The sequence below is a fragment of the Affinirhizobium lemnae genome, from assembly GCF_022968395.1.
In the GTDB taxonomy this organism is placed as follows: domain Bacteria; phylum Pseudomonadota; class Alphaproteobacteria; order Rhizobiales; family Rhizobiaceae; genus Neorhizobium; species Neorhizobium lemnae.
Genome location: NZ_JALJQZ010000001.1, coordinates 1 through 21929 on the forward strand (window position 1 = coordinate 1; position 21929 = coordinate 21929).

Sequence of the window (21929 nt, forward strand, 5' to 3'; positions counted from 1 at the left end):
CGATCTCCAAAATCAGCTTTGAATCCGATTTGCGCTCTTTTGGGAATCCCAATCCTTAAATCATCACCACGACCTAGCGACAGGGAGAAAAGATAATTCCGGCAGCGCGTTCCCAAACTGACGGCTTCGATTTCCTTGAACGCGCCGTGCAAATCTTGGGACGCAAACCCGCGAAGCTCGTGCAGGCTGACATGTTCGTTGTCTTCCATTTTGAGCAGATGGGCGGCGAGGTTCTGACCCGATCCGCGCTGGCTTCCCTTGAGGATCATGGGCGATCCTCCGGCTTGAGGCCGAGCGCGGTCATCAGCAGGCGGCGGACATAGCGCACGTCCGCCAGCGTATCCCGAAGGGCGGCTTCGGTTTCCGGTGTCATCGGCAATGCGCCGATATTGGCGAGATGGGCGAGTTGGTTCAGGTTGCTGGACAGGCGCGAGCGTCCCAGAAGAGCGAGTGCCTGTGCCAGCGCCGTCCGGTCTTCCACCGCCAGACCCGCCCGGCGGACGCGGACGGGCAGCGCCGTCCCCAGAACCTTCGCCTTGATATAGGCACCGAGCGGAGCGCCCGCGGCCTCAACAGCCAGGCGGGCGCGTTCCTCCGGTGACAGTCGTATCGAGAAGGGCGGAAGCCGCTTCTTTCGCGGTTTCGGCGTGTCTTGGTTGGAAGCGGAAAGGTTGAAAGTCTCAATCAGGGGCATGGCGGCACCGGACGGTCTTGCGACTTCCGGTGCTCAAGATAGGCGTTCCATTCGGCTAAAGTGTCGAACAATTCGTTCGAAACATCCACCTCAAGGTGCGCCATTCCTCTTCCAACGACATTGATAGAACGTGAGCGGATCACTGCCATCCGTAGCTGAACGTCAGGCCGCTTTCCTGGCCATGTTGCTCTACGTCTGTCGCCACACCGCGACCGTACTGAAATATGCCGTAGGCATTGTCGTCGCCGTTCTGGCGCAGTGTCGCGGAGTGGTCGCTGCCGCGCTGCCGGATGAACCCCACATTGTCTCTCCCGTTCTGGACGACGCCAGCTTCATTGTGTGAACCATCCTGCCGGATCTCTCCTTGCTTCGATCCTCGATACATGGAGTACAGGCGTATGCCGGTCGAAAGCAGGTCTCCACCCTGATTCCGCGAAGGGTTGAGCGTGAAGGAGACCGACCCCTCTGCATAGGCGGGCGTTTGCGTGCCAAGCGACAGGGAAAGGGCTGTCAAAGCAAGAGCGGCTACGGGTGTCTTCAGCAGGCGGTTCATCGTCGGTCTCCTCTTGATCTGAGCTTGAAGAGAGCTTGCCATGCCATGGCTGAATGGCTGCGGAACCCGATGTTTAACTCTCGTTTAACTTCATGTAGGGCCAAGTTCGGTCGCCGTAGAAAGTGCCGATCTGCCAATGAATACAAAATGAAAATCGGGCTCCTGAAAGCCGCATCAACAATATTCCGTTGGCAGGAGTTCATATGCCTGCGCCGACCGTTTCCGTGCATTTGACGCTTGTTCCGCCAGCCTTGACTTCCAGTCGGGCATCGTAGCTCGAACCTATGCCGAGTGATACCAAGCCGAGAGACCTGGCTTTCGCGGGCGCCACATTAAAGGGGCCACCTTGCTGGATCACGCTGTTGCCGCCTTGGCCCGATCCATCCACCATAAGTCGGTAGGTACCCTCTACGCTTTTCTCCGAGAACGCAAGAGCTTCCAGTGTGACGTTGCCGCCGGAATTCGTGACGCGAAGCTCGCAGCGTAGCGGACCCTTGCTTGAGCCCGCGATGGCAAGCCCTGCCGTTCCGCCCACTGCTGCGAGCAGGAGGGCGACGATCACGGTGCTCTTTGCATTGGTATTGATGAACATGGCCATTCTCCAAACAAACTGGCATGCGTGGGCGGGAAGCGTTTGAACAGGTTTGGGTCAAAGCATGTCGTAGCTAAGTGTGCAGCGGTGTTGCGATAAAGACATGCGATAAAACAAAGAGTTACAGCGTCAGTCGCAGGACTGGACGAAGGCCGCGATATTGCCGCTGCCGGCTTGCGCTACATTGGCGCTACAGCCACGGCCCGCCTGAACACCGGCAGCGATATTGCCATTGCCATCCTGGGTCAGGATCGTCTGATGATCGGAGCCGAACTGGCCGACACCTGCGCTGTTGCGGCTTCCGGTCTGATAGGTGCTGGCGGAATTGCGGTTGCCGTCCTGGCCCGTGACGGAGAGGTTGTCGTAACCGCGCTGATGAGAGGCCGATGAGTTGCCATAGCCGTTCTGGTAAGACCGTATGCGGTTCCAGGATCCATGCTGCGCGCCGCCAGCGGAATTGGACCATCCGTATTGATCGATCCGGACATCGTTGGCCAAGGCCGGCACAGTAGCAGTGAGGCTGGTCAGGGCTGCAAGAGCGATGAGAGTTTTGCGGATCATGAAAGCGTCTCCTTGTGCGGATCGTTCCGCCATTGAACGCTTTCTTTTTAAATTGCTGATGCGGAATGGCGTCTGAAGACGCCATTTAGCTGCCGTTCATGCCGTGATTGCTCACACTGTCCTGTAAGCGCGGTCGAAATAGATCAGCCCTTGGCCCTCGCTCCGGATATCGATCGTCTCAACAGAGCAGAAAAGGACGTCATGAGTTCCGCCATCGGCGACGGAGGAGATCGTGCAGTCGAAACTCGCAAGCGCTCCCTCCAGACGCAGGCAGCCGGTCTCCGTCCGGTACCAGGTCGCCGCCGCGAACCGTTCGTCTACCGGAGTCTTGCCGCCAAAAAGGCGGCTGAGGCTTTCATGTTCGCTGGCCAGAATGTTGACGCAGATTGCGCGATTAGCTGCAACCACCGGGTAAGCGGAAGACCCCTTGTTAAGGCAGACGAGAAGCATGGGAGGAGAATCGGAGACAGAACATACGGCGGTTGCCGCAAAACCCGCCCGGCCACCATCCCCATCCGTGGTCACGATGGTGACCGCAGCAGCCAGACGCGCCATGGCATCTCGAAAAATCTGGCGCATGTCAGTCTCGGTGGCGGAGAGAAGTTGAGGCGAAGCGGACATTTTAGATGTCTCCAGAGGGGCGATCGTCTTGGACGTTACGGAGGAAGCAGCGCTAAGGTTCAACGGCGTGGCTCTCAAAGTGTCATGGCGTGTTTAAGATGAAAGAAATTCCCGAACCTCGGCATTGAAGCGATCTGGCAGGGTGATGTTCATGGCATGCCCTCCATGGTCCCAGACAGACAGGGTCGAATGGGTCAATCCTTCATCAAGTCGTACGGACCGGGTGTATGGCACCAGCAGGTCGTCTTTCGTTGCCATGACGAAGGTCTTGCAGGAGATGCGCTCGAGTACGGCATCCACATCGAAGGTGCGAAGTGCTGCAATGCGCCGCGTTACGTTTTCTTTGCCCTGAAAGTGCAGCACGCCATGCTCATCATCCCGTGCAAGCCGTTCGGCGTTTTCGCTCATCCACCAGGAAGGGTATAGAAACAGAGGCTGTGCCTTCACGAAGGCAGGCACACCGGACTTCTCCAACAATTCGAGGCGGATATCGAAGCATCGGCCGGAATGCGGGTCGGCCTTGCTCCAGGCATTGATCAGAATGAGTTTGTCGATAAGGCCAGGCTTGCGAAGAGCGATGTCGAGCCCGATCAGCCCACCCAGCGCATGACCCATGAAATGAAGGTTCTTGAGGCCAACAACCTCAACGATTTCCAGCACATCATTGGCCATAGCCGCGATGCCGCCTGTCACTGGAACCTCGCCGCCTGTTTTTCCGCACCCACGATGATCGTAGGTAATGACACGGAAATGCTTCGAGAGCGCCGGGATCTGTGGCGCCCAATAGGCACCTGAACCGCCGAGTCCAGAGGAAAGAAGAATGGTCGGCGCATCTGGTTCGGTCAGGCCGTGGATCTCGTAATGCATGGGCTGCTCTTGGCTGAAGTGGGCAGGGAGCCTCCCCGACGCCTAGGCGCGAGGGGGAGGCCATCGGTTTATTTCGTGCCGATATGTGCGACGGTGGCGATTTCCACCAGAGCGTCCGGCTTCACCAGCCCGCACTGCACGCAGTAACGAGCCGGCTTGTCGCCGGGAAAATATTCGGCATAGACCTTGTTGATCGCCTGATAGTTCGACCAATCGGTGAGGAAGATGTGGTTCATGGTGACATCTTCCATCGTGCCGCCCGCCGTCTCGATAATGGATTTGATGGTTTCGAGTACATGGCGGGTCTGCGCCGCCGCATCGCCCACGTGCACGACGTCGTTGTTCTTGTCGAAGGGAAGTGTGCCCGAAACGTAAACCATGCCATCGGCGAGCGTGCCGGGGGAGTAGGGCGCGATCGGCTTCTGCGTGCCTTCGGGAACGATGATGGTCTTCGGCATGATCTCTCTCCTGATATAAAAATGTTATTCAGCGGCTTCGGCGGGAGCTGCCTGACCGATCGCGCCGCAGAAATCATTGACGGTGGAAACCCAGCCAAAGAATTTCTCGACGTTGTAGACGGCGGCCTGCTGGATGAAGTCTGGCCCGAGATGGTGGGTTGCGTCTTCCAGCATCACGCCGAAATATTCGAGGTGAAAGGCGTCGCGCAGTGAGCTTTCCACGCAGACATTGGTGGCAATGCCGACAAAGACGAGATTACGGATGCCGCGGGCGCGCAGCACGCTGTCCATATTGGTGTTGAAGAAGCCGGAATAGCGCGTCTTCGGCACCAGTATGTCGCCGGGCTGCGGCTGAAGCTCATCCACGATGGCGTAATCCCAGCCACCCTTGGCCAATAACTGGCCATGAAGTTCGGGGCGTGCCCGCATGGTCTTCAGCGCGTTGGATTTGTGCCAGTTCGGCGAGCCGGGGCCGCCAGCCTCCACGTAGTCCTTGTCCCAGCCGTTTTGGAAATAAACAATCAGAACGCCTGCCGCGCGCGCCGCATCCAGCGTTTTCTTGATGTTGGAAATCGTCCCCTTGGCGCCTGAGATATCGAAGCCCGCGAGATCCACATAACCGCCTTCGGTGGAGTAGGCGTTCTGCATGTCCACCACTACAACGGCAGTTTCAGACGGCTTCAGTGAAATCGGTTCGGGTCGAGCCGGAAGCGTCACGCTCTTTGCCAGTTCCGGGCGAGGCTGATAGCCTGCAACAACGGTCTCGCTCATTCTGCGGCCTCCAGCATGGGCTGGATGTGGACGCGGCTCTTCATCAATGGCTGTACGAACCGGCCGAACTTTTCGATGCCCTCCAAAAAGTCGTCGAAGGTCAGCATCACGCCGCCGGTGCCGGGCACTTCGCTCATCTCATCCAGCATGGCTGCCACTTCCGCATAGGAGCCGATCAAGGTGCCCATGTTGATGTTGACGGCGGAAACCGGGTTGGACATGTGGCGCACATTGGTATCGGAGCCGGATTTGGTGTCGGCGGCACTCTGCAGGCCAAGCCACTTTATGGCTTCTTCATCCGCACCTGCCTTGTAGTGTTCCCATTTGGCGAAGGCGGCATCTGTCGTTTCTTCCGCGATCACCATAGTCAGTACGAAGGAGCGCACTTCACGACCGGTCTTTTCCGTGGCGGCTAGAAGCCGCTCATTGGTCGGTGCAAAGGCCTTGGGCGTGTTGACGCCAACGCCGAAGCAGAAGCTGTAGTCGGCAAACTGTGCCGAGAACGCCATGCCTGAATTCGAGGAACCGGCGCAGATGAGCTTCACATCGCCCTGCGGCACCGGCTTCATGCGGCAATCATCCATCTGGAAATACTTGCCCTTCAGGTCGGATTGGCCGGTGGTAAGCAGGTCCTTCAGTACGGTCGTGTATTCGCTCAGATACTCGTACCGGTCTGAGAAATAGTCATCTCCCGGCCACAGGCCCATCTGGCTGTATTCCGGTCGCTGCCAGCCGGTGACGAGGTTGACGCCAAAGCGTCCGCCCGAAATGGAATCAATCGTTGTGGCCATGCGTGCGACGATGGCCGGTGGCATGATGAGCGTAGCGGCCGTGCCGAAGAGCTTGATCCTGGAGGTGACGGCGGCAAGACCCGCCATGAGCGTAAAGCTTTCCAGATTATAGTCCCAGAACTCCGTCTTTCCGCCAAAGCCACGCAGCTTGATCATTGAGAGCGCAAAGTCGAAGCCGTACTTCTCCGCCCGGAGCGTTATCTCCTTGTTCAGCTCGAAGCTCGGCTTGTACTGCGGCGCATTTTCCGAAAGCAGCCAGCCATTATTGCCGATTGGAATGAAGACACCGATTTCCATGAAGTTGCTCCTTTCAGTCGTTTTCGGTCCGGAGACCAGCTGAGACAGAGGTAGCAAACGGCGTGCCAAGCTGATTAATGCAACAAATTCAGAGCGTTGATTTCTGGAGGTTTAGAAAATTTATCAAATGGTCAAAAAATGCCTATCCGTTAGACAGGCAGCCGTCCTCCCGAGCACCTGATGAGCGGTGCCCTGCTTATATTTTGATCTTGATCAATTGGTAGGCAAAGTGTCGGGCGCCGTATTTTATCCGGCGCGGACGCGCAGCTTCGTGAAATTCAGAACCTCGATATGCCGGTTTGCGGTAATCGAGATGACCTTTTCGCCCTTGAGCTTTGAAAGCTGGCGGGAGACAGTTTCGATTGTCAGGCCAAGATAATCTGCAATATCCAGCCGGGAGACGGGGAGGTCAAACACGCGTCTCTCGCCTTCTGCGTCCGGATCCAGATGCGTGGCAATCAGCAGAAGCAGGCTGGCAACTTTTTCTGAAGCGGTCTTGCGACCGAGCGTTACCATCCAGTCGCGTGCCTCATCCAGTTCGCGCAGGGATTGATCCATCAGTCTTTTGCGCAGTTCCGGGTTTCCGTCGATCAGTCTTTCCAGAATGCGACGCGGTACACGGCAGACATCCACATCCGATGCGGCTTCGGCAGTCATCGGGCTTTCGCTGGCATAGAGCCTGCCAACGAGATCCGGGGCAAACTGTAGTCCCACGATCTGCTGCCGGCCATCCTCAAGCGTCTTCGAGAGCTTTACCACGCCCCGCATAATGTTGTCATAGGCATCGATATCGGTGCTTTCACCGACGAGTTCCTCACCGGCGGGCTGGCTGACTTGCCTCGTATGCTTCGAGAGCAATGTCAGTTCCATGCCGTTCAAGGCGCCACACATGCCCTTGTGGCGAACCTCGCAGCTCTTGCAGAGTTCGGGGGTGTCTGAGTTGTGAATGTCGAGGCGTGAAATATCCATGGCGCGCCTGTTATAGCGGCTTCTTGAGGAGGCTTCCATTCCACTTGATCTTGATCAAGGAATGGCGGCTGCGAGCTTCTAATGTCGCTGCAAAAGGAACATCCCATGCAGCCAGAACTTATCCGTCGCTATGCCATCGCGGTTCCCCGTTACACCAGTTATCCGACTGCGCCCCATTTCCATGCGGGCGTGAACGGCGAGACCTATGCTGATTGGCTTGCAAGCGAAGACGGAGAAACAGGCCTTTCGCTCTACCTGCATATCCCGTTTTGTGATCGGCTCTGTTGGTACTGCGGCTGCCATACCAAGCAGACCAAGCGCTACGAGCCGGTGGCCGGATATATGGATGCTCTGCTGGCAGAGATCGAATTGGTCGCTCGCCATCTGCCAAAGCGGCGTAAGGTTGGCAGCATTCATTTTGGCGGCGGCTCACCGACGATCCTCTCGATCCCGGATCTCATGCGGATCAGAGACGCGTTGGACCGAAATTTCGACGTAGAGGAGGTGGCCAAAATCAGCGTCGAGATCGATCCCGGTTTCGTGGATCGCGAGAAGCTGGAGGGCTGGCGAGCCTTTGGTGTGACGCGCGCGAGTGTTGGAGTGCAGGACTTCGATCCGAAGGTTCAGGCCGCCATCAACCGTCCTCAGTCTTTCGAGCAGACGCATAGGATTGTTTCGCTTCTGAGAGAGTTGGAGATCGGCGGCATCAATCTCGACGTCGTCTATGGCCTGCCGCATCAGACACGCTCCAGTCTGGAGAAAACGCTCACAATGGCACTATCCATGCAGCCGGAACGGTTTGCGATCTTTGGCTATGCCCATGTGCCGTGGATGAAGAAGCACCAGACCTTGATTGACGAGAAAGCGCTGGCGGGTGTCGAGGAGCGCTTCGCCATGCAGCAACTCATCAGCGACATGGTAACGGCTGAAGGCTATCTCGCGGTCGGGATCGATCATTTCGCCAAGCCAGGGGACAGTCTCGCTGTCGCGCTCGACGCAGGCGAAGTAAAGCGTAATTTTCAGGGTTACACCACAGATAGCGCGCCGAGCCTGATTGGTCTGGGTGCTTCCGCCATCGGCAAGGTGCAGGCGGGCTACGCACAGAACATCGTGGCGACTGGCGAATATATGCGTGCGGTCAGCGAAGGCCGGCTTCCCATTGGAAAAGGCATCGAACTGACGGTGACTGATCGTGTCGTCGGAAGCGCCATCGAGCAGTTGATGTGCTCTTACGGCTTCTCCATACGCGATCTTCGCCGTGAATATGGCGCTGCAGCGGATGTTCTGTTGGCCGATGCCGCCCGTCTTCAACAGCAGGATCAGGATGGGTTCATCAGCTTTGATGGAGACCGGTTCGAGGTGAAGGAGGCGGGTCGGGTGTTCGTTCGCACGATTGCCGCAGGCTTCGATCAATACTTCGGGCGAAACGCCGCGCGCCACTCAGTTGCTGTTTGAAGGGGTGCTGTCTAAAGGGGGCTGGCCCCAGGCGAAAAAGCCCGGATTGGCAAAATCGGCATCGCCAGTCTGGCCGGTCTTTCCGTATTTCAGGGGGGTGCCGTCGGCGGTCAGAGTCATGCCGCCGGCGGCACGTAGAACTGCATCCCCTGCTGCAGTGTCCCACTCCATGGTTCGATTGTATCGCGCGTAAAGATCTGCCGCGCCTTCCGCCAGAACACCGAATTTCAGGGATGAGCCTACAATACGGCAATCTTTTACGCCAAGCGAATCCAGATATGGGCCAATAAAGGCGTCGCGATGTGAGCGACTGGTTAGTGCAACCGGCGGCGTCTGTCGCGAGCGGACACGGATTTGTCTCCGCTCGATAACCTCATCGTTCCCACCAATCGCAAGCTTCCATGCGGCTGACGCTCCGCCGACATAGGCCGTCGCCAGAACCGGAGCGTAAACGATACCCGCCACCGGCACCCCATGTTCAATCAGGGCAATGTTGACGGTAAATTCTCCATTGCGGCTGATGAATTCCCGCGTCCCATCCAGCGGATCGATCAGCAGGAACCGCCCGCCGCTGATGTCCGGCTGAATGCCTTGCGACATCTGCTCCTCGGCGATCACAGGAATATCGACAAGAGCAGGCGCAAGAACCGCCAGGATTTCCGCTTCCGCGGCTATATCCGCTTCCGTGACAGGCGAGGAATCCTCTTTCGTCTCCACGCCGCAGCCGCGTTCATAAATATCGAGGATGATCCGTCCGGCTCGCAAAGCGGCGGTCTCGAACAGGGCCAGAAGTTGCGTTTCGAAATCAGTCATACCTCTGGAATGCGGCACCTTGGTACGGAATGCAATGCTGAAGTTGCTTGGAGTATAATCGGAAAATTACTGAAAGGCGTCAGTCTGCGATTTCGCTCGCTTCGACTTCGGATTAATGTCGTCCCGTCAGATATATCAGGAGTGAGCGGCCATGCGCTGGAAACGAACAATGCAGCTTCTCGACGTTCATGCCGAGGGGGAAATCGGCAAGGTCGCGATCGGGGGTGTGCCGAAGCTTCCGGGCGCGACGATCGCCGACAAGCTGGCGTGGTTGAATGCCGATCCCAAGGGGCAAGAGCTCAGGCGGTTCCTGTGTCTTGAGCCGCGCGGAAATCCGATCGGCTCCGTCAACCTCCTGTTGCCGCCAACCCATCCGGATGCCGATGCCGCATTCATCATCCTCCAGCCTGATCAGGCGCATGCCAGTTCCGGGTCGAATTCCATATGCGTCACGACAGCGCTGCTAGAGGCTGGCATCGTGGAGATGCATGAGCCGGAAACTATCGTGGTTCTGGAAACGGCAGCTGGCGTCGTTCGGGCAAAAGCCACCTGCCGTGATGGACGATGTGAGCGCGTGGAACTCACCATGGTGCCTTCCTTCGTTCACGAACTGGATGTCAGCCTCGATACGAAGTGGGGACGAATTTCGCTGGACATCTCCTATGGCGGCGTTTTCTACACGCTTGTCGATGTGCAACAGCTTGGGCTGACTATTGAGAAGAAAAACGCAGCCGCCCTCGTGTCTGCGGGCATGGAGCTCAAGGCTCTCGTGAACGCTGCCTTCCCAGTGGCGCATCCGGAAATTCCGGCCGTTTCCGGTATTGCCTATGTCATGTTCCGCGACACCGATCCTGATGGAGTTATTCGTACCTGCACGACGATGTGGCCAGGCAGGGCGGACCGCTCACCGTGCGGTACGGGCAATTCCGCGAATCTTGCAACGCTTCATGCGCGCGGAAAGGTCAAGGTAGGTGATACACTGATCTCGCGTTCCATTATCAGTTCGGAATTCCGTGTAGGGTTGAAGGCCGAGACGACGGTGGCCGGAAGACCGGCCATCATCCCGACAATCAGCGGGCGAGGCTTCACATTCGGTCAGCAGACTGTGGCCCTCGACCCGTTCGATCCATTGTCGCGTGGGTTCGCGATGACAGATGTCTGGGGTCCGTCGGCTGGCGATATTCTGGATTGATAACCTAAATGTCGACCAGCGAGGACGGTACGGTCACATCGCCGGGACCGAGCACCAGCATGTCAAAGCCGCTGCCCGTTGAGGAAACGTCCGGGGATGGCTGGGAAGCCACTCCGGCCGCCTGCATTTCTGCGAGCTTCTGTGCGCCGAATTTATCGCCAAGCGATGCGGCCTGAGCGTACAGTTCAGCGGCCTTCTGCGGATTGGCAGCAATGCCTTCGCCAGATTCGAACATGATGCCAAGGTTGATCATGGCATCCTTGTTGCCTCGCTTTGCAGCGAGGTCGTACCAGGCGATTGCCATCTGGTTATCTTCCGGCACCATCTGTCCTTCGTCGTAGATGGCGCCAAGATTGAAGGCTGCAGTATCGTCACCGTTCGCAGCGGCAAACTCGAACCAGTGGATTGCCTTTGCGGCATTCGCTTCCGTCCCGAGACCATCGCGGTAGGCGACGCCTAGATTGTAGGCTGCAAGCACATTGCCTGCTTCGGCGGCCTGCGAATACATCCGGAATTCAGAGGCCTGATCACCGATTCGGCCCAGAAGCATGCCAAGATTGACCTTCGCGGCAGAATAGTCGGCCTTTACAGCGGTTTCATAGGCCGCCATCGCCGCATCCGCCTGTTCCGTCTTGTTCAGAGCACGACCAAGCTGGAATGCAAAACGGGGATTGCCGGTCTCTTTGAAGGCTACCGAGCAGGCATTGACCGCATTGGTGTCGATCTGCTCAATGCTGACAGGCTGATACGCTTGGTTCCGGCTGCGATCATAAGGGCTGCCCGCCATTTGGTCGCATTGTTCCTGCATGGCGAGCGAAATTGCGCCCGGAACCTGCTGCTCGGCATTCAGATTGAGGGTCAGGCCACCCAAAGCGATGGCGCTGCTTGCAAATGCGAGGCTTAATTTCTTGATACTGGAAGAACGCATTGTCATTCTTCTCTCCGGCCCTTGATCTTGTCTCTTGACTTGGTTGATTAACGAACGCTGTACTTGCGTAACGGTTCCTTAAGCCCCTTCAGGATCACGTCTTGCTGATTGCCGTTGATCGATTGTGTCGCAGGCGTACCAAAAAACCGAAAGAGACAGTTGTCGGATTTTGCTGGTCGGTGCTATTGCGATGGCAACTCAGAACAGCGGAACAGCACCCATGAACACGATCAGCATTCGTCGCCCGGATGATTGGCACCTTCACCTGCGCGATGGCGCCGTGCTTGCAGGCGTCATCGGTGATACATCGCGGCATTTCGCCCGTGCCATCATCATGCCGAACCTGGTGCCGCCGGTCGTGACAACGACAGACGCAAAGGCCTATCGGGAGCGCATTGTTGCGGCCGTTCCGGCGGGCCACCGCTTTGATCCGCTGATGACGCTTTATCTGACGGAGCATACCGATGCGGATGACGTCGAAGAGGGCAAGAAGAGCGGTCTCATCACGGCCGTAAAGCTTTATCCTGCCGGGGCAACGACGAATTCACATGGCGGCGTGCACAACATCGACAAGGTCATGCCGGTGCTTGAGCGCATGGCAAAAGTCGGGTTGAACCTGTGCGTTCATGGAGAAGTCACAACGCCGGAAGTCGATATCTTCGATCGTGAAGCGGTCTTCATCGAAGAGAAGCTCGATGTCATCCGGCGTCGTATTCCGGAGTTGAAGGTCACGATGGAACATGTGACCAGCAAGGTCGGCGTGGATTACATCCTTGCAAGTGACCGAAATCTTGCAGGATCCATCACCACGCATCACCTGATCATCAACCGCAACACAATCCTGGTTGGCGGTATTCGTCCCCATTACTATTGCCTGCCCATTGCCAAGCGCGAAACGGACCGCCAGGCCCTGCGGAAGGCCGCAACATCCGGTGACCCCCGTTTCTTCCTCGGCACTGATTCTGCACCCCATGTGGACGGCATGAAAGAATGTGCCTGTGGCTGCGCCGGTATCTATACATCCATCAATACCATGAGCTGTCTTGCCCATGTGTTCGAGGAGGAGCGCGCTTTGGATAAGCTCGAAGCCTTCACCTCACTGCATGGACCGGCATGGTACGGCCTTGCACCCAATGAAGAGATCATGGTGCTGGAAAAGCGCGACGAGCCGCAGACCTATCCCGCAAAGATAGAGACTGATGCGGGTCCGATTACGGTGTTCGATCCGCAATTTCCGCTACATTGGGCTGTACGCAATGCAATCGCATAAGGTTGTAAATATTAGGAAATGGTAAGTTTTCCGATAGAATTGCGCCCTAACCTGCGCAGCGAAGAAACGTATGATGACGTTGTTCGGAGCGGGCATGATGCTGGATTATCAAACACTTCTGATCTCGTTGGGGGTTTCGACCCTGTGTCTTCTCCTGACGTTTCTCGGAACGTGGATGGCGCGGCGGCAGGATGGTTTCCTGCTGACCTGCGTTACCGGTCTTGCATTTCTGGTGCCTGGCATTTTTTCCTATAGCTACTATACCGAAGTACCGCTTCAACCCGTCGCGATCCTGTGTTGTTCGCTGATGTTGATGGGGTTTGCCACTATTTACGGCGCTTCCCGACAGTTCCGACTTGGGTGTTCACCGGTGCGCGATGCGGTTCGTTGTTCCGTTCTTGCAGGTGCTGTAACGGTCACGCCTATTCTCTTTGGGCTGGACGGGCTGGGCTTTGTCGGCCTGAATGTTGCTGCTGCGATCATTTTGTTTGCCACGGCCTACGAGTATTGGATGGCACGGGCGGAAGCTCCCGGGCCGCTTCTGGGTATGACATGCCTCTATACGGCAACAGCGATTTCCTTCGTTCTGTGTGCTGCGGCAATCGCCTTTCAAGGGCAATGGGTTCTCGGGCAGGCGCCCGACAATTGGGCTGAAAATCTGAATATCGGCGTCTGCATTGCCGGAATGACTGGAATCGGAGCCATGTCACTGATGGTCCATCAGGCACGATTGACGGAATTCCATCGCAAGGAGTCCCTGACAGATGCGCTGACAGGCCTTCCGAACCGACGCGCTCTTTTTGAAGCTTATGAAAGGAAAAGCTTTACGCATGAAATGGCGGTCGTCGTTTTCGATATCGATCGCTTCAAAAGTATCAACGATCAATTCGGTCATGCGGCGGGTGATGCGACTATACGCCTTATGGCGGATGAACTGCGGGATTGTGTTGGCTTGACCATGGTTTCGCGCCTGGGCGGCGAAGAGTTTGCCGCCGTTATTCGCACAGCTGCACCGGGCTATGCCGAATGGTTGGCAGAACGCGTCAGGCGTAATTTCGCCGATCGTGAGATCCGGGTCCTGAATGATACGATCCGGGCAACAGTAAGCGCGGGCATTGCCTATGGACGCAGCGAGGGCAGTGACTTCGATACGATATTGAGGCTTGCCGATCTGGCACTCTATCAGGCCAAGCGGGCTGGGCGTAATCGTATTGAACTGGCGAAACCTGACCTGATGGCTCAAATGCCAGAGAGCCGTTCGCTGGCGTGACGAGGTCCGTGGAAAACTCGTATTGCCGGAGCTTTTAACATCTGAGTCCCGATGTCCCGCTGGTTTCCACGCCCTGTTGCTGCTATGGCGCATAAAACCGGGCAAGGAGATCGCAGATGATACAGATTACCTATCCAGACCGCGCCGTTATGGCTGAATTGATGGCGCGGATGCTCTGGGAAATCGGTGCTGTTCACTTCCGTCCGGAACAGCCCTACAAACTGGCTTCCGGCATGGCGAGCCCAGTCTATATCGATTGCCGAAAGCTGCTGTCCTTCCCGCGCATTCGCTCCACGATCATGGATTTTGCTGCCTCTGTCGTCACCCGCGGAGCCGGCTTCGAGCAGTTCGACTGCGTCGCCGGTGGGGAGACCGCTGGCATTCCATTCGCCGCTCTGCTGGCGGAACGTTTGGCCTTGCCGATGATCTATGTGCGCAAACAGCCCAAAGGACACGGGCGCAATGCGCAGATCGAGGGAAATATGCCGGAAGGCGCACGGGTTCTGGTGATTGAGGACCTGACCACCGTCGGCGGCAGCATGTTTCAGTTTATCGACGCCATTCGTGCTGCGGGTGGCGTTGTCGATCACGCGATCGCATTGTTCTACTACGGCTTCTTCCCGGAGGCCGAAGCACGGTTTGCAGCAGGCAAGGTGCAGTTGCACCATATTGCCACCTGGCGCGAGGTTCTTGCCGTCGCAAAGCAGCAGCAGCTTTTCAGTGAAGCGACGCTTGGAGAGGTCGAAAGCTTCCTTGACCAACCCCTCGCCTGGTCTGCGCGCAACGGCGGCGTGGCCGAGCTTGGCTTGCCCAAGAAATAATGAATAAAAGCTCAAATCCAGGGCAATTGTCTAATTGTACTGGATTTCTCCGATGGATTGATTTAATCGATTGAATGGGTCCTGCCGACCCGATGGGAGGGTTACGATGATCTTGTGCTGTGGTGAGGCGCTTATCGACATGCTGCCGCGGGAAACGACGCGAGGAGAAAACGGCTTCGCGCCCTACGCTGGTGGTGCGATTTTCAATACGGCCATCGCGCTTGGTCGTCTCGGCCAGCCAGCCGCCTTTTTCACCGGGCTTTCCGACGACATGATGGGGGACATCCTGCGAGATACCCTGAAGCAGAGCCATGTGGACTATCGCCTTTGTGCAACCTCTTCGCGCCCCACCACGATTGCCTTCGTGAAGCTGGTCAACGGGCATGCAACTTATGCCTTCTACGATGAAGGTACCGCAGGCCGGATGCTATTGCGCGATGATCTGCCTGAGTTGAGCGATGAGATTGAGGCCATGCATTTCGGTGCAATCAGCCTTATCCCGGAGCCTTGCGGAGAAACCTATGAGACCCTGATGGCACGCGAATATCAGAAGCGCGTCATTTCCTTTGATCCCAATATTCGGCCAGGCTTCATCAAGGACCGAGAGAAGCATCACGGTCGTGTGGCGCGTATGGCGGCCATGTCCGACATCATCAAATTCTCCGACGAGGATCTGGAATGGTTCGGCATGGAAGGCGATCACGATGAACTTGCGAAGTACTGGCTCGACCAGGGTGCCAAGCTGATTGTCATCACGCGCGGTGCAGAGGGTGCAGTGGGTTACACGGCCTCCTTCAAGGTTGCTGTCCCGGCAGAGCGCGTTACCGTTGTCGATACGGTTGGTGCGGGCGATACCTTCGATGCTGGCATTCTTGCCTCTCTGAAGCGGCAGAATTTGCTGACCAAGGAAAAGGTTGCCAATCTTTCGGAACAGGCAGTGCGAGACGCGCTGGCGCTCGGCGCCAAGGCCGCAGCCGTAACCGTGTCGCGCGCCGGTGCCAACCCGCCCTATGCGCATGAGATTGGTCTCTGATTTTTTCAGTGATCAAAACGAGCAAGGGGCGGTACCAATGGTCGCTGCCCCTTACATTTGGAATGTAGTTTCGTATCAGCCGAGCAGCGCCTTCACGAGGCCCGCTGTGGACGCATCCTGTCCATCCGTGCCCTGTTTACCCTGAACGACTGGCAGGAGGCCGGTTGCCAGTTCCTTGCCGAGTTCAACGCCCCACTGGTCGAAGGAGTTGATCCGGAAGAGAACGCCCTCGACGAAGACGCGATGTTCGTAGAGCGCGATCAGGCGACCGAGCGCGAACGGCGTCAGCTGATCATAGACGAAGGTGATCGAAGGCCGATTGCCGGAAAAGACGCGATGCGGCGCAATGTGATCGGCTTTCGCTTCGTCCATTCCGGATTTAAGAAGCTGCGCCTTGGCTTCCTCAAGCGTGCGCCCTTTCATCAGTGCCGCTGATTGCGCCAGGCAATTGGCGATCAGGAGCTCGTGCTGGTGGCGCAGATTGGGCTCGAAACCCTTTGCCGCCACCATGAATTCTGCCGGGATCACGCTCGTTCCCTGATGGATGAGCTGATAGAATGCATGTTGCCCATTGGTGCCGGGCTCGCCCCAAACCACCGGACCGGACTGCCCTTCGACCGGCGTACCGTCGATGGTGACGCCCTTGCCGTTCGATTCCATATCCAGTTGCTGCAGATAGGCCGGAAAGCGGGAAAGCCGCTGATCGTAGGGAAGAATGGCGCGAGACGGATAGTCCAGCACATTGCGATGGTAGAAGCCGATGAGACCAAGCAGAGCCGGAAGGTTCTCGCGCACAGGCGCCTTCCGGAAATGCTTGTCCATGGCATGGGCGCCATCCAGGAAGCCACCGAAATTCTCCGGACCGATGGCCAGCATCAACGGCAGGCCGATGGCGGACCAGATCGAATAGCGCCCGCCCACCCAGTCCCAGAAACCGAAGATGCGGTCGCTTTCGATACCGAAGGCTGCGACCTTTTCCAGTGCGGTCGAGACAGCGGCAAAGTGGCACTTCACAGCCTCTTCCCCAAGTTTGTCGGCAATGAAGGCACGCGCTGTCGCTGCATTGGTCATCGTCTCGATTGTGGTGAAGGTCTTCGATGCGACGATGAAGAGCGTCGTCTCGGCATCGAGCAACTTCAGGGTATCAGCAATATGCGCGCCATCCACGTTTGAGACGAAATGTGCGCGAGGCCCATCATGGAACGGGGCAAGCGCAAGCGTCGCCATCACGGGTCCAAGATCCGAGCCGCCAATGCCGATGTTCACGACATCCGTGATCTTTTTCCCGGTCGCGCCGTTCAGGGTGCCGGAGCGGACGCCATCTGCGAACTTGCCCATGGCATCCAGAACCGCATTCACGTCCGGCATTACATCCTTGCCGTCCACAAGAACCGGCGTGTTGGAGCGATTGCGAAGCGCAGTATGGAGTACGGCGCGGTTCTCGGTGAAATTGATGGCCTTTCCGGCAAACATCTCTTCCCGCTTTTCCGCAACCGCGCCCTCTGTGAACAGCTTTTCAAGCAGCGCCATGATCTCATCATTCACAGCGCATTTCGAGAAATCCATCAGCAGATCATCGAAACGTGCGCTGAAGGAGCTGAAACGCCCTGCGTCTCTCGCGAAAGAGGCTTGCAGGTCTGTTGCATTCGTGCGGGTTATGGTCGCTTTCAGCGCATCGACAATAGCTTGCATGGTACTTCCTCATGCTCCTTGAGATGAGTGGGAACCTATTCGCTTTGTAGCGCAAATCAAGTCGAATTCAATCGATTTAGTTTTATTGGCCGACAACCGTCTGGACTGTGCCGCCCAGCGATTCCCCAAGCCTGCCGACTTGATCCCCATAACTTCTCCGAGTGTTTGGATCGAAGATGGCGATCGGGGTGCTAACGGCAACACTGGCCGCGGTTCCTACAGTTTGCGCCGTTCCAATAGCTATGGCCCCCAGTCCTTCGCCGAGCCCGACCTGGGAATCGGTCACCGTCTGACCCGCGATGAGGCGGTTACCAAGCAGTTTGACCACTTCCGGACTTTCGGCAAATTTCCCGTGGTTGAGCCTGTCGCCGACCTGCAGCGCGGTCAGATCAAGAACGGTGATGCCGGCTTCCTCCAGCCTGGTGCGATAGGGCTCCTGACGAGGATCAATCTGGCCGAGGCGATCGACATTGCCTGAGATCCGCTTCGACAGGGCGAGGGCTCGGTCGTCCTGAGAGACGAACAGCGTAAACTTCGGTCGCTTTGGCCCGATTTCATCCATCTGCCTGCCAAACACATCCACATCGAGGTCAGGGGAGGCGAGGATCACGTTCTGGATTTTTGAATTGACGCGCCCGTCTCGAATGGCCATCTGCCGAAGCGCTTCCACGGTCAACCAGGAGCCCATCGAATGAGCCATGATCGTGACTTCTCCGACCTTGGGATCTTTCGAGACCCGGCGCAACATGGATTCGAGTGCATCGCGAGAGAAGTTCGTGCTTTCCTTGTCGTAGTTATAGGCAAAAATACTGCCGCGTGATGGCCAGGTGAACAGAATGGGCGCGACATCTGCGCGGCTGTCATGCACGATCTGCGCAAAGCGATAAACTGCATCTTCGTACCGATTGTTAAAGCCGTGGACGAAGATCAGCACGCGACGGCTTTTGGGCAGATGCTCGCGCACCCAGCCTTGTGCCTTTTCGGGGGTCATCTCATTGACGGAAAGTGTCGCAAAATCCTTCGATGGATCGGCGGGCAGGCGTGTCGGCCATTGAACCTGACCTATGCTGCGCTTCGAATCCGGTGGAATGGAAATCTCGATTTCCGTCAATTGCGGTTCTCTTCCCCGCTCACCGGAAAACAAAACGCCAGGCGCTGGTGATGCCTTGCGGGTCGTTGCCACCAGGACATCCACTTTCGATGCGTTCGCGGAAGTTTCTTTCACCGGCACGAGAACGCCTTCAGGGCGGCCTGCGCAGGAACCCAGCAGAAGGCCGATGAACAGGGTGACGGCGAGCCGCTTCGAACTTGGAATTTGGACGATCACGATCCACACCATCAGAAACACGAAAGGCCGCCCGTTATGAGCGGCCTCTTAAGGGTTTAACCAAGGGTTAAGTTTGCGTCCAGTTTACATCTGACGCAAGTGCACCTGGTGCGGCTCTTTACTTCGGGCGAAGTTCGCGCCGGAGAATCTTTCCAACCGGCGTCTTCGGCAATTCCGTACGAAACTCGATGAATTTGGGCCGCTTGTAGTTCGTGAGGCTACTTGCACAATGCGCCTTCAGGTCTGCTTCCGTCAGGCTCGGATCGCGCTTCACCACGAAGAGTTTCACCGCCTCGCCGGAGTTCTCGTCAGGCACGCCAACGGCTGCGCATTCAAGAACGCCCGGATGGCTGGCCGCAACCTCTTCGACCTCATTCGGATAGACATTGAAGCCGGACACAAGAATCATGTCCTTCTTGCGATCCACGATCTTGGTGTAACCGCGTTCGTCCATATACCCCATGTCACCTGTCCGGAAGAACCCGTCAGGCGTCATCACCTTCTCCGTCTCGTCCAGACGGTTCCAGTAGCCAGCCATGACCTGCGGTCCGCGAATGCAGATTTCGCCAACCTCGCCAAAGACGAGGGGGTTACCATCCTCGTCACGGATGCTGACCTCGGTCGAAGGGACGGGCAAGCCGATGGTTCCGGTAAACTCGGGAATATCGATGCGGTTGACGGTCGCGACCGGGGACGTTTCGGAAAGGCCATAGCCTTCAGTGATCGGGCAGCCCGTCATCTTGTGCCAACGTTCCGCAACAGGGCGTTGAACGGCCATGCCGCCGCCGAAGACCATCAACAGGGATGAATGGTCCAGCTTCTGGAATTCAGCATTGTTCAGCAGGGCGTTGAAGAGCGTGTTGAGACCCGGAAAGATATGGATCTTGTGCTTCTGAATATCCTTCACCAGGCTCGGCAGGTCGCGCGGGTTGGCAATGAGAACATTGTGCGCACCGATTGCGACACCCATCAGGGAATTTACCGTCAGTGCAAAGATGTGATAGAGCGGCAGCGCGCACAGGAAGGTCATCACGGCAGGTCTGTCACTGCGGATGAAAGCTGTTTCCAGCCAGTAGGCCATCTGGTCCTTGTTCGACAAGAGATTGCGATGCGTGAGCATGGCACCCTTGGAGACGCCGGTCGTTCCCCCGGTATATTGCAGAAATGCAAGATCATCGAGGTTCGCGTCAGCGGGGGTCAGCGTGGCTTTCGCGCCGTCGCCAAGAACAGTCTTGAACGAAATGGCAGTCGGTATGCTCCATGCAGGGACAAGCTTCTTCACCTTGCGCACGACGAAGTTGACGATGTGCCCTTTCAGTCCCAGCATGTCGCCCATCTTTGTGACGACAACATGCTTGACCGAGGTCTTTGATAGAACCTGCTGAACCGTATGCGCAAAGTTCTCCAGCACGAAGATCGCCTTCGCTCCGGCATCGTTCAACTGATGCTCCAGTTCGCGCGGCGTATAGAGCGGATTGACGTTCACGACCACGAACCCGGCACGAAGAATGCCGAAGACGACGACCGGGTTTTGCAGAATGTTCGGCATCATCACAGCAACGCGGTCGCCTTTTGCGAGGCCGCGTGCCTGCAGCCAGGCGCCCACTTTCCGGCTTTCCTGTTCAAGTTCGCGAAACGTAAGCGCCTTGTCCATGCTGGAATAGGCCGTCCGGTCGGCAAAGCGTGCGCAGCTTTCGTCGAACAACTGTCCGATCGAGCGATGGGCCAGCGGCGGCAGTTCGGCAGGTACTGTTGGCGGGTAAGAGGCAAGCCAGATCTTCTTGGCCGCCGGGTGCAGGGCTGTTTGAGACATTTCGTTCATTGGCGGCGTTCTCCTCCTCAAGCCGAGAGACGGGCGAGCCTCCACTCCCATCCTGCCTCTCCGATACTGTTGTATACGGATCTTACACCCGATTTATTCCAACGCTAAATAACTTTGACGTAAGCGTCAATTATTCAACGACAGTCTTGAACGGATTTTTGCGGAACCTGTCTCTTCGTGAAGGGTTAGATCATCAGAACTTCAGCAAGAGGAGGTGCACAATGTTGCATCAGGAAACGACCCGCGGACAGGATCCATATGCGAAGGACACACGTGCTCTCATCGCCAGCGACAAGGTGGAGGGCACGAGCGTTTACGGGGCCGACGGCAAGAAGATCGGTTCCATACAACGCATTATGCTGGAAAAGCGCGGCGGACGCGTTGCCTATGCCGTACTAAGCTTTGGCGGTTTCCTCGGCATCGGCGATGACTACTATCCGCTGCCTTGGGAGAAGCTTCGCTATGACGAGCAGCTAGATGGTTACCGCATTGACCTAACGAAGGACCAAATCACGGGCGCACCCCGATACAGCGATCTGAATGATGATACCTGGTATCGTGAAAAAGATCGGACGATCTACGATTACTATGGCGTCCCGCCATACTGGATGTAACCATCCCGATCAGGACCCGAAAGGGTCCTGATTTGTATCAGGTTGTCGCGCGCTGTTCCCGGGCGCGCGCAGCAGTCAATTCGGAGGTCGTGTGGTTCAGGCGGTCTGCAAGGACGCGCATGATCTCAACTGCCATATCCGGAAAATCATTCATCAGCCCTAGAAAATTTTCCTTGCTGATCTTCAGGACCTCAAGGCGTGAGGTTGCCCGGACGGTCGCGGTGCGCGAAACATCGCACAGGATGGCGATCTCGCCCACGATCGAGTTTTGCTCGACATCAGCAACTTTTACTTCATCGCCATTCGAATTGACCAGAACGTCCGCCGTGCCCGAAAGCACCACATAGGCGGCATCGCCGGGATCGCCCTGACGGAACAGATTTTGCCCCTCCCGACAATTCAGACGTTCGGAAGCAAAAGCCAGCAGCTTCAGTTTCGCCGGAGCGATCTTCGAAAACAGCGGCACGCGCCGCAGCATTTCGACTTCATCTTTCAGCAGCATCCGCACACCTACCCCT

At 57.0% G+C, this 21929-nt stretch carries 23 protein-coding genes and 1 pseudogene; 7 read left to right on the forward strand and 17 right to left on the reverse strand.

All coding sequences use genetic code 11. From position 1 onward, the window contains the following. From MUU53_RS00005 to MUU53_RS00055, 11 genes and pseudogenes are all read right to left on the reverse strand, one after another. A pseudogene (locus tag MUU53_RS00005) lies at positions 1-269 on the reverse strand (hypothetical protein); the annotation flags it as partial. Continuing rightward, positions 266-694 carry a hypothetical protein gene (locus tag MUU53_RS00010; RefSeq protein WP_247259028.1) on the reverse strand — a complete coding sequence of 143 codons (429 nt, stop codon included), beginning with the start codon at positions 692-694 and terminating at the stop codon, positions 266-268. The pseudogene MUU53_RS00005 and the gene MUU53_RS00010, both read right to left, overlap by 4 nt. A gap of 139 nt (positions 695-833) precedes the next feature. After that, positions 834-1247: a curlin gene (locus MUU53_RS00015; protein ID WP_247259029.1), complete on the reverse strand. Its 414-nt coding sequence runs from the start codon at positions 1245-1247 to the stop codon at positions 834-836. A 199-nt stretch (positions 1248-1446) separates the two neighbouring features. Continuing rightward, on the reverse strand, positions 1447-1839 hold the full coding sequence (gene csgH / locus MUU53_RS00020) for a curli-like amyloid fiber formation chaperone CsgH (RefSeq protein ID WP_247259030.1): 393 nt from the start codon (positions 1837-1839) through the stop codon (positions 1447-1449). Between the two features lie 129 nt (positions 1840-1968). Beyond that, positions 1969-2400, reverse strand: coding sequence for a curlin (locus MUU53_RS00025; RefSeq protein WP_247259031.1), 432 nt, complete (start codon positions 2398-2400; stop codon positions 1969-1971). Positions 2401-2511: 111 nt separating this feature from the next. Next, positions 2512-3021, reverse strand: a complete 510-nt coding sequence (locus tag MUU53_RS00030) for a flavin reductase (RefSeq protein ID WP_247259032.1) — start codon at positions 3019-3021, stop codon at positions 2512-2514. 93 nt (positions 3022-3114) lie between these two features. Then, the gene (gene rutD, locus MUU53_RS00035; protein WP_247259033.1) at positions 3115-3888 is read right to left on the reverse strand and encodes a pyrimidine utilization protein D; all 774 of its coding nucleotides are present in this window, start codon (positions 3886-3888) and stop codon (positions 3115-3117) included. A 68-nt stretch (positions 3889-3956) separates the two neighbouring features. Then, the gene (gene rutC, locus MUU53_RS00040; RefSeq protein WP_247259034.1) at positions 3957-4346 is read right to left on the reverse strand and encodes a pyrimidine utilization protein C; all 390 of its coding nucleotides are present in this window, start codon (positions 4344-4346) and stop codon (positions 3957-3959) included. A 24-nt stretch (positions 4347-4370) separates the two neighbouring features. Continuing rightward, positions 4371-5117 carry a pyrimidine utilization protein B gene (gene rutB, locus MUU53_RS00045; protein WP_247259035.1) on the reverse strand — a complete coding sequence of 249 codons (747 nt, stop codon included), beginning with the start codon at positions 5115-5117 and terminating at the stop codon, positions 4371-4373. Then, positions 5114-6205, reverse strand: a complete 1092-nt coding sequence (gene rutA / locus MUU53_RS00050; protein ID WP_247259036.1) for a pyrimidine utilization protein A — start codon at positions 6203-6205, stop codon at positions 5114-5116. The genes rutB and rutA overlap by 4 nt, the downstream gene beginning before the upstream one ends. 246 nt (positions 6206-6451) lie before the next feature. Next, on the reverse strand, positions 6452-7174 hold the full coding sequence (locus tag MUU53_RS00055; RefSeq protein ID WP_247259037.1) for a Crp/Fnr family transcriptional regulator: 723 nt from the start codon (positions 7172-7174) through the stop codon (positions 6452-6454). A 105-nt stretch (positions 7175-7279) separates the two neighbouring features. Here MUU53_RS00055 and hemN point away from each other — a divergent pair, with 105 nt between their 5' ends. Further along, a complete protein-coding gene (hemN, locus tag MUU53_RS00060) occupies positions 7280-8629 on the forward strand; it encodes an oxygen-independent coproporphyrinogen III oxidase (RefSeq protein WP_247259038.1) in 1350 nt (449 codons plus the stop codon). Here the strand turns inward: hemN and cysQ are convergent. Then, positions 8615-9442 carry a 3'(2'),5'-bisphosphate nucleotidase CysQ gene (gene cysQ / locus MUU53_RS00065; RefSeq protein WP_247259039.1) on the reverse strand — a complete coding sequence of 276 codons (828 nt, stop codon included), beginning with the start codon at positions 9440-9442 and terminating at the stop codon, positions 8615-8617. The two genes, hemN and cysQ, sit on opposite strands and share 15 nt — an antisense overlap. Before the next feature lie 151 nt (positions 9443-9593). Here cysQ and MUU53_RS00070 point away from each other — a divergent pair, with 151 nt between their 5' ends. After that, positions 9594-10634: a proline racemase family protein gene (locus MUU53_RS00070; protein WP_247259040.1), complete on the forward strand. Its 1041-nt coding sequence runs from the start codon at positions 9594-9596 to the stop codon at positions 10632-10634. A gap of 4 nt (positions 10635-10638) precedes the next feature. On the opposite strand, the gene MUU53_RS00075 is transcribed toward MUU53_RS00070, so the two are convergent. Next, positions 10639-11568 (reverse strand): tetratricopeptide repeat protein, encoded by a 930-nt coding sequence (locus tag MUU53_RS00075; RefSeq protein WP_247259041.1) that lies wholly within the window; start codon positions 11566-11568, stop codon positions 10639-10641. 214 nt (positions 11569-11782) lie between these two features. On the opposite strand from MUU53_RS00075, the gene pyrC reads away from it, so the two are divergent. The 4 genes from pyrC to MUU53_RS00095 all read left to right on the forward strand — a co-directional run bounded on the left by pyrC (position 11783) and on the right by MUU53_RS00095 (position 15956). Then, positions 11783-12832: a dihydroorotase gene (gene pyrC / locus MUU53_RS00080; protein WP_247259042.1), complete on the forward strand. Its 1050-nt coding sequence runs from the start codon at positions 11783-11785 to the stop codon at positions 12830-12832. Positions 12833-12926: 94 nt separating this feature from the next. Then, positions 12927-14102, forward strand: a complete 1176-nt coding sequence (locus MUU53_RS00085; RefSeq protein WP_247259232.1) for a GGDEF domain-containing protein — start codon at positions 12927-12929, stop codon at positions 14100-14102. 116 nt (positions 14103-14218) lie between these two features. After that, a complete protein-coding gene (locus MUU53_RS00090) occupies positions 14219-14923 on the forward strand; it encodes an orotate phosphoribosyltransferase (protein WP_062555244.1) in 705 nt (234 codons plus the stop codon). 106 nt (positions 14924-15029) lie between these two features. Next, positions 15030-15956: a carbohydrate kinase family protein gene (locus MUU53_RS00095; protein ID WP_247259043.1), complete on the forward strand. Its 927-nt coding sequence runs from the start codon at positions 15030-15032 to the stop codon at positions 15954-15956. Between the two features lie 75 nt (positions 15957-16031). On the opposite strand, the gene pgi is transcribed toward MUU53_RS00095, so the two are convergent. The 3 genes from pgi to MUU53_RS00110 form a co-directional block, all read right to left on the reverse strand. After that, positions 16032-17648, reverse strand: coding sequence for a glucose-6-phosphate isomerase (gene pgi / locus MUU53_RS00100; protein WP_247259044.1), 1617 nt, complete (start codon positions 17646-17648; stop codon positions 16032-16034). An 82-nt stretch (positions 17649-17730) separates the two neighbouring features. After that, positions 17731-18987 carry an alpha/beta hydrolase gene (locus MUU53_RS00105; protein WP_247259233.1) on the reverse strand — a complete coding sequence of 419 codons (1257 nt, stop codon included), beginning with the start codon at positions 18985-18987 and terminating at the stop codon, positions 17731-17733. Between the two features lie 106 nt (positions 18988-19093). Continuing rightward, the gene (locus MUU53_RS00110) at positions 19094-20788 is read right to left on the reverse strand and encodes a long-chain fatty acid--CoA ligase (RefSeq protein WP_247259234.1); all 1695 of its coding nucleotides are present in this window, start codon (positions 20786-20788) and stop codon (positions 19094-19096) included. Positions 20789-21018: 230 nt separating this feature from the next. Between MUU53_RS00110 and MUU53_RS00115 the strand changes: the two genes are divergently transcribed. Then, on the forward strand, positions 21019-21411 hold the full coding sequence (locus tag MUU53_RS00115) for a PRC-barrel domain-containing protein (protein WP_247259045.1): 393 nt from the start codon (positions 21019-21021) through the stop codon (positions 21409-21411). 37 nt (positions 21412-21448) lie between these two features. On the opposite strand, the gene MUU53_RS00120 is transcribed toward MUU53_RS00115, so the two are convergent. After that, positions 21449-21913: a cyclic nucleotide-binding domain-containing protein gene (locus tag MUU53_RS00120; protein WP_165133112.1), complete on the reverse strand. Its 465-nt coding sequence runs from the start codon at positions 21911-21913 to the stop codon at positions 21449-21451. Positions 21914-21929: the final 16 nt, after the last annotated feature.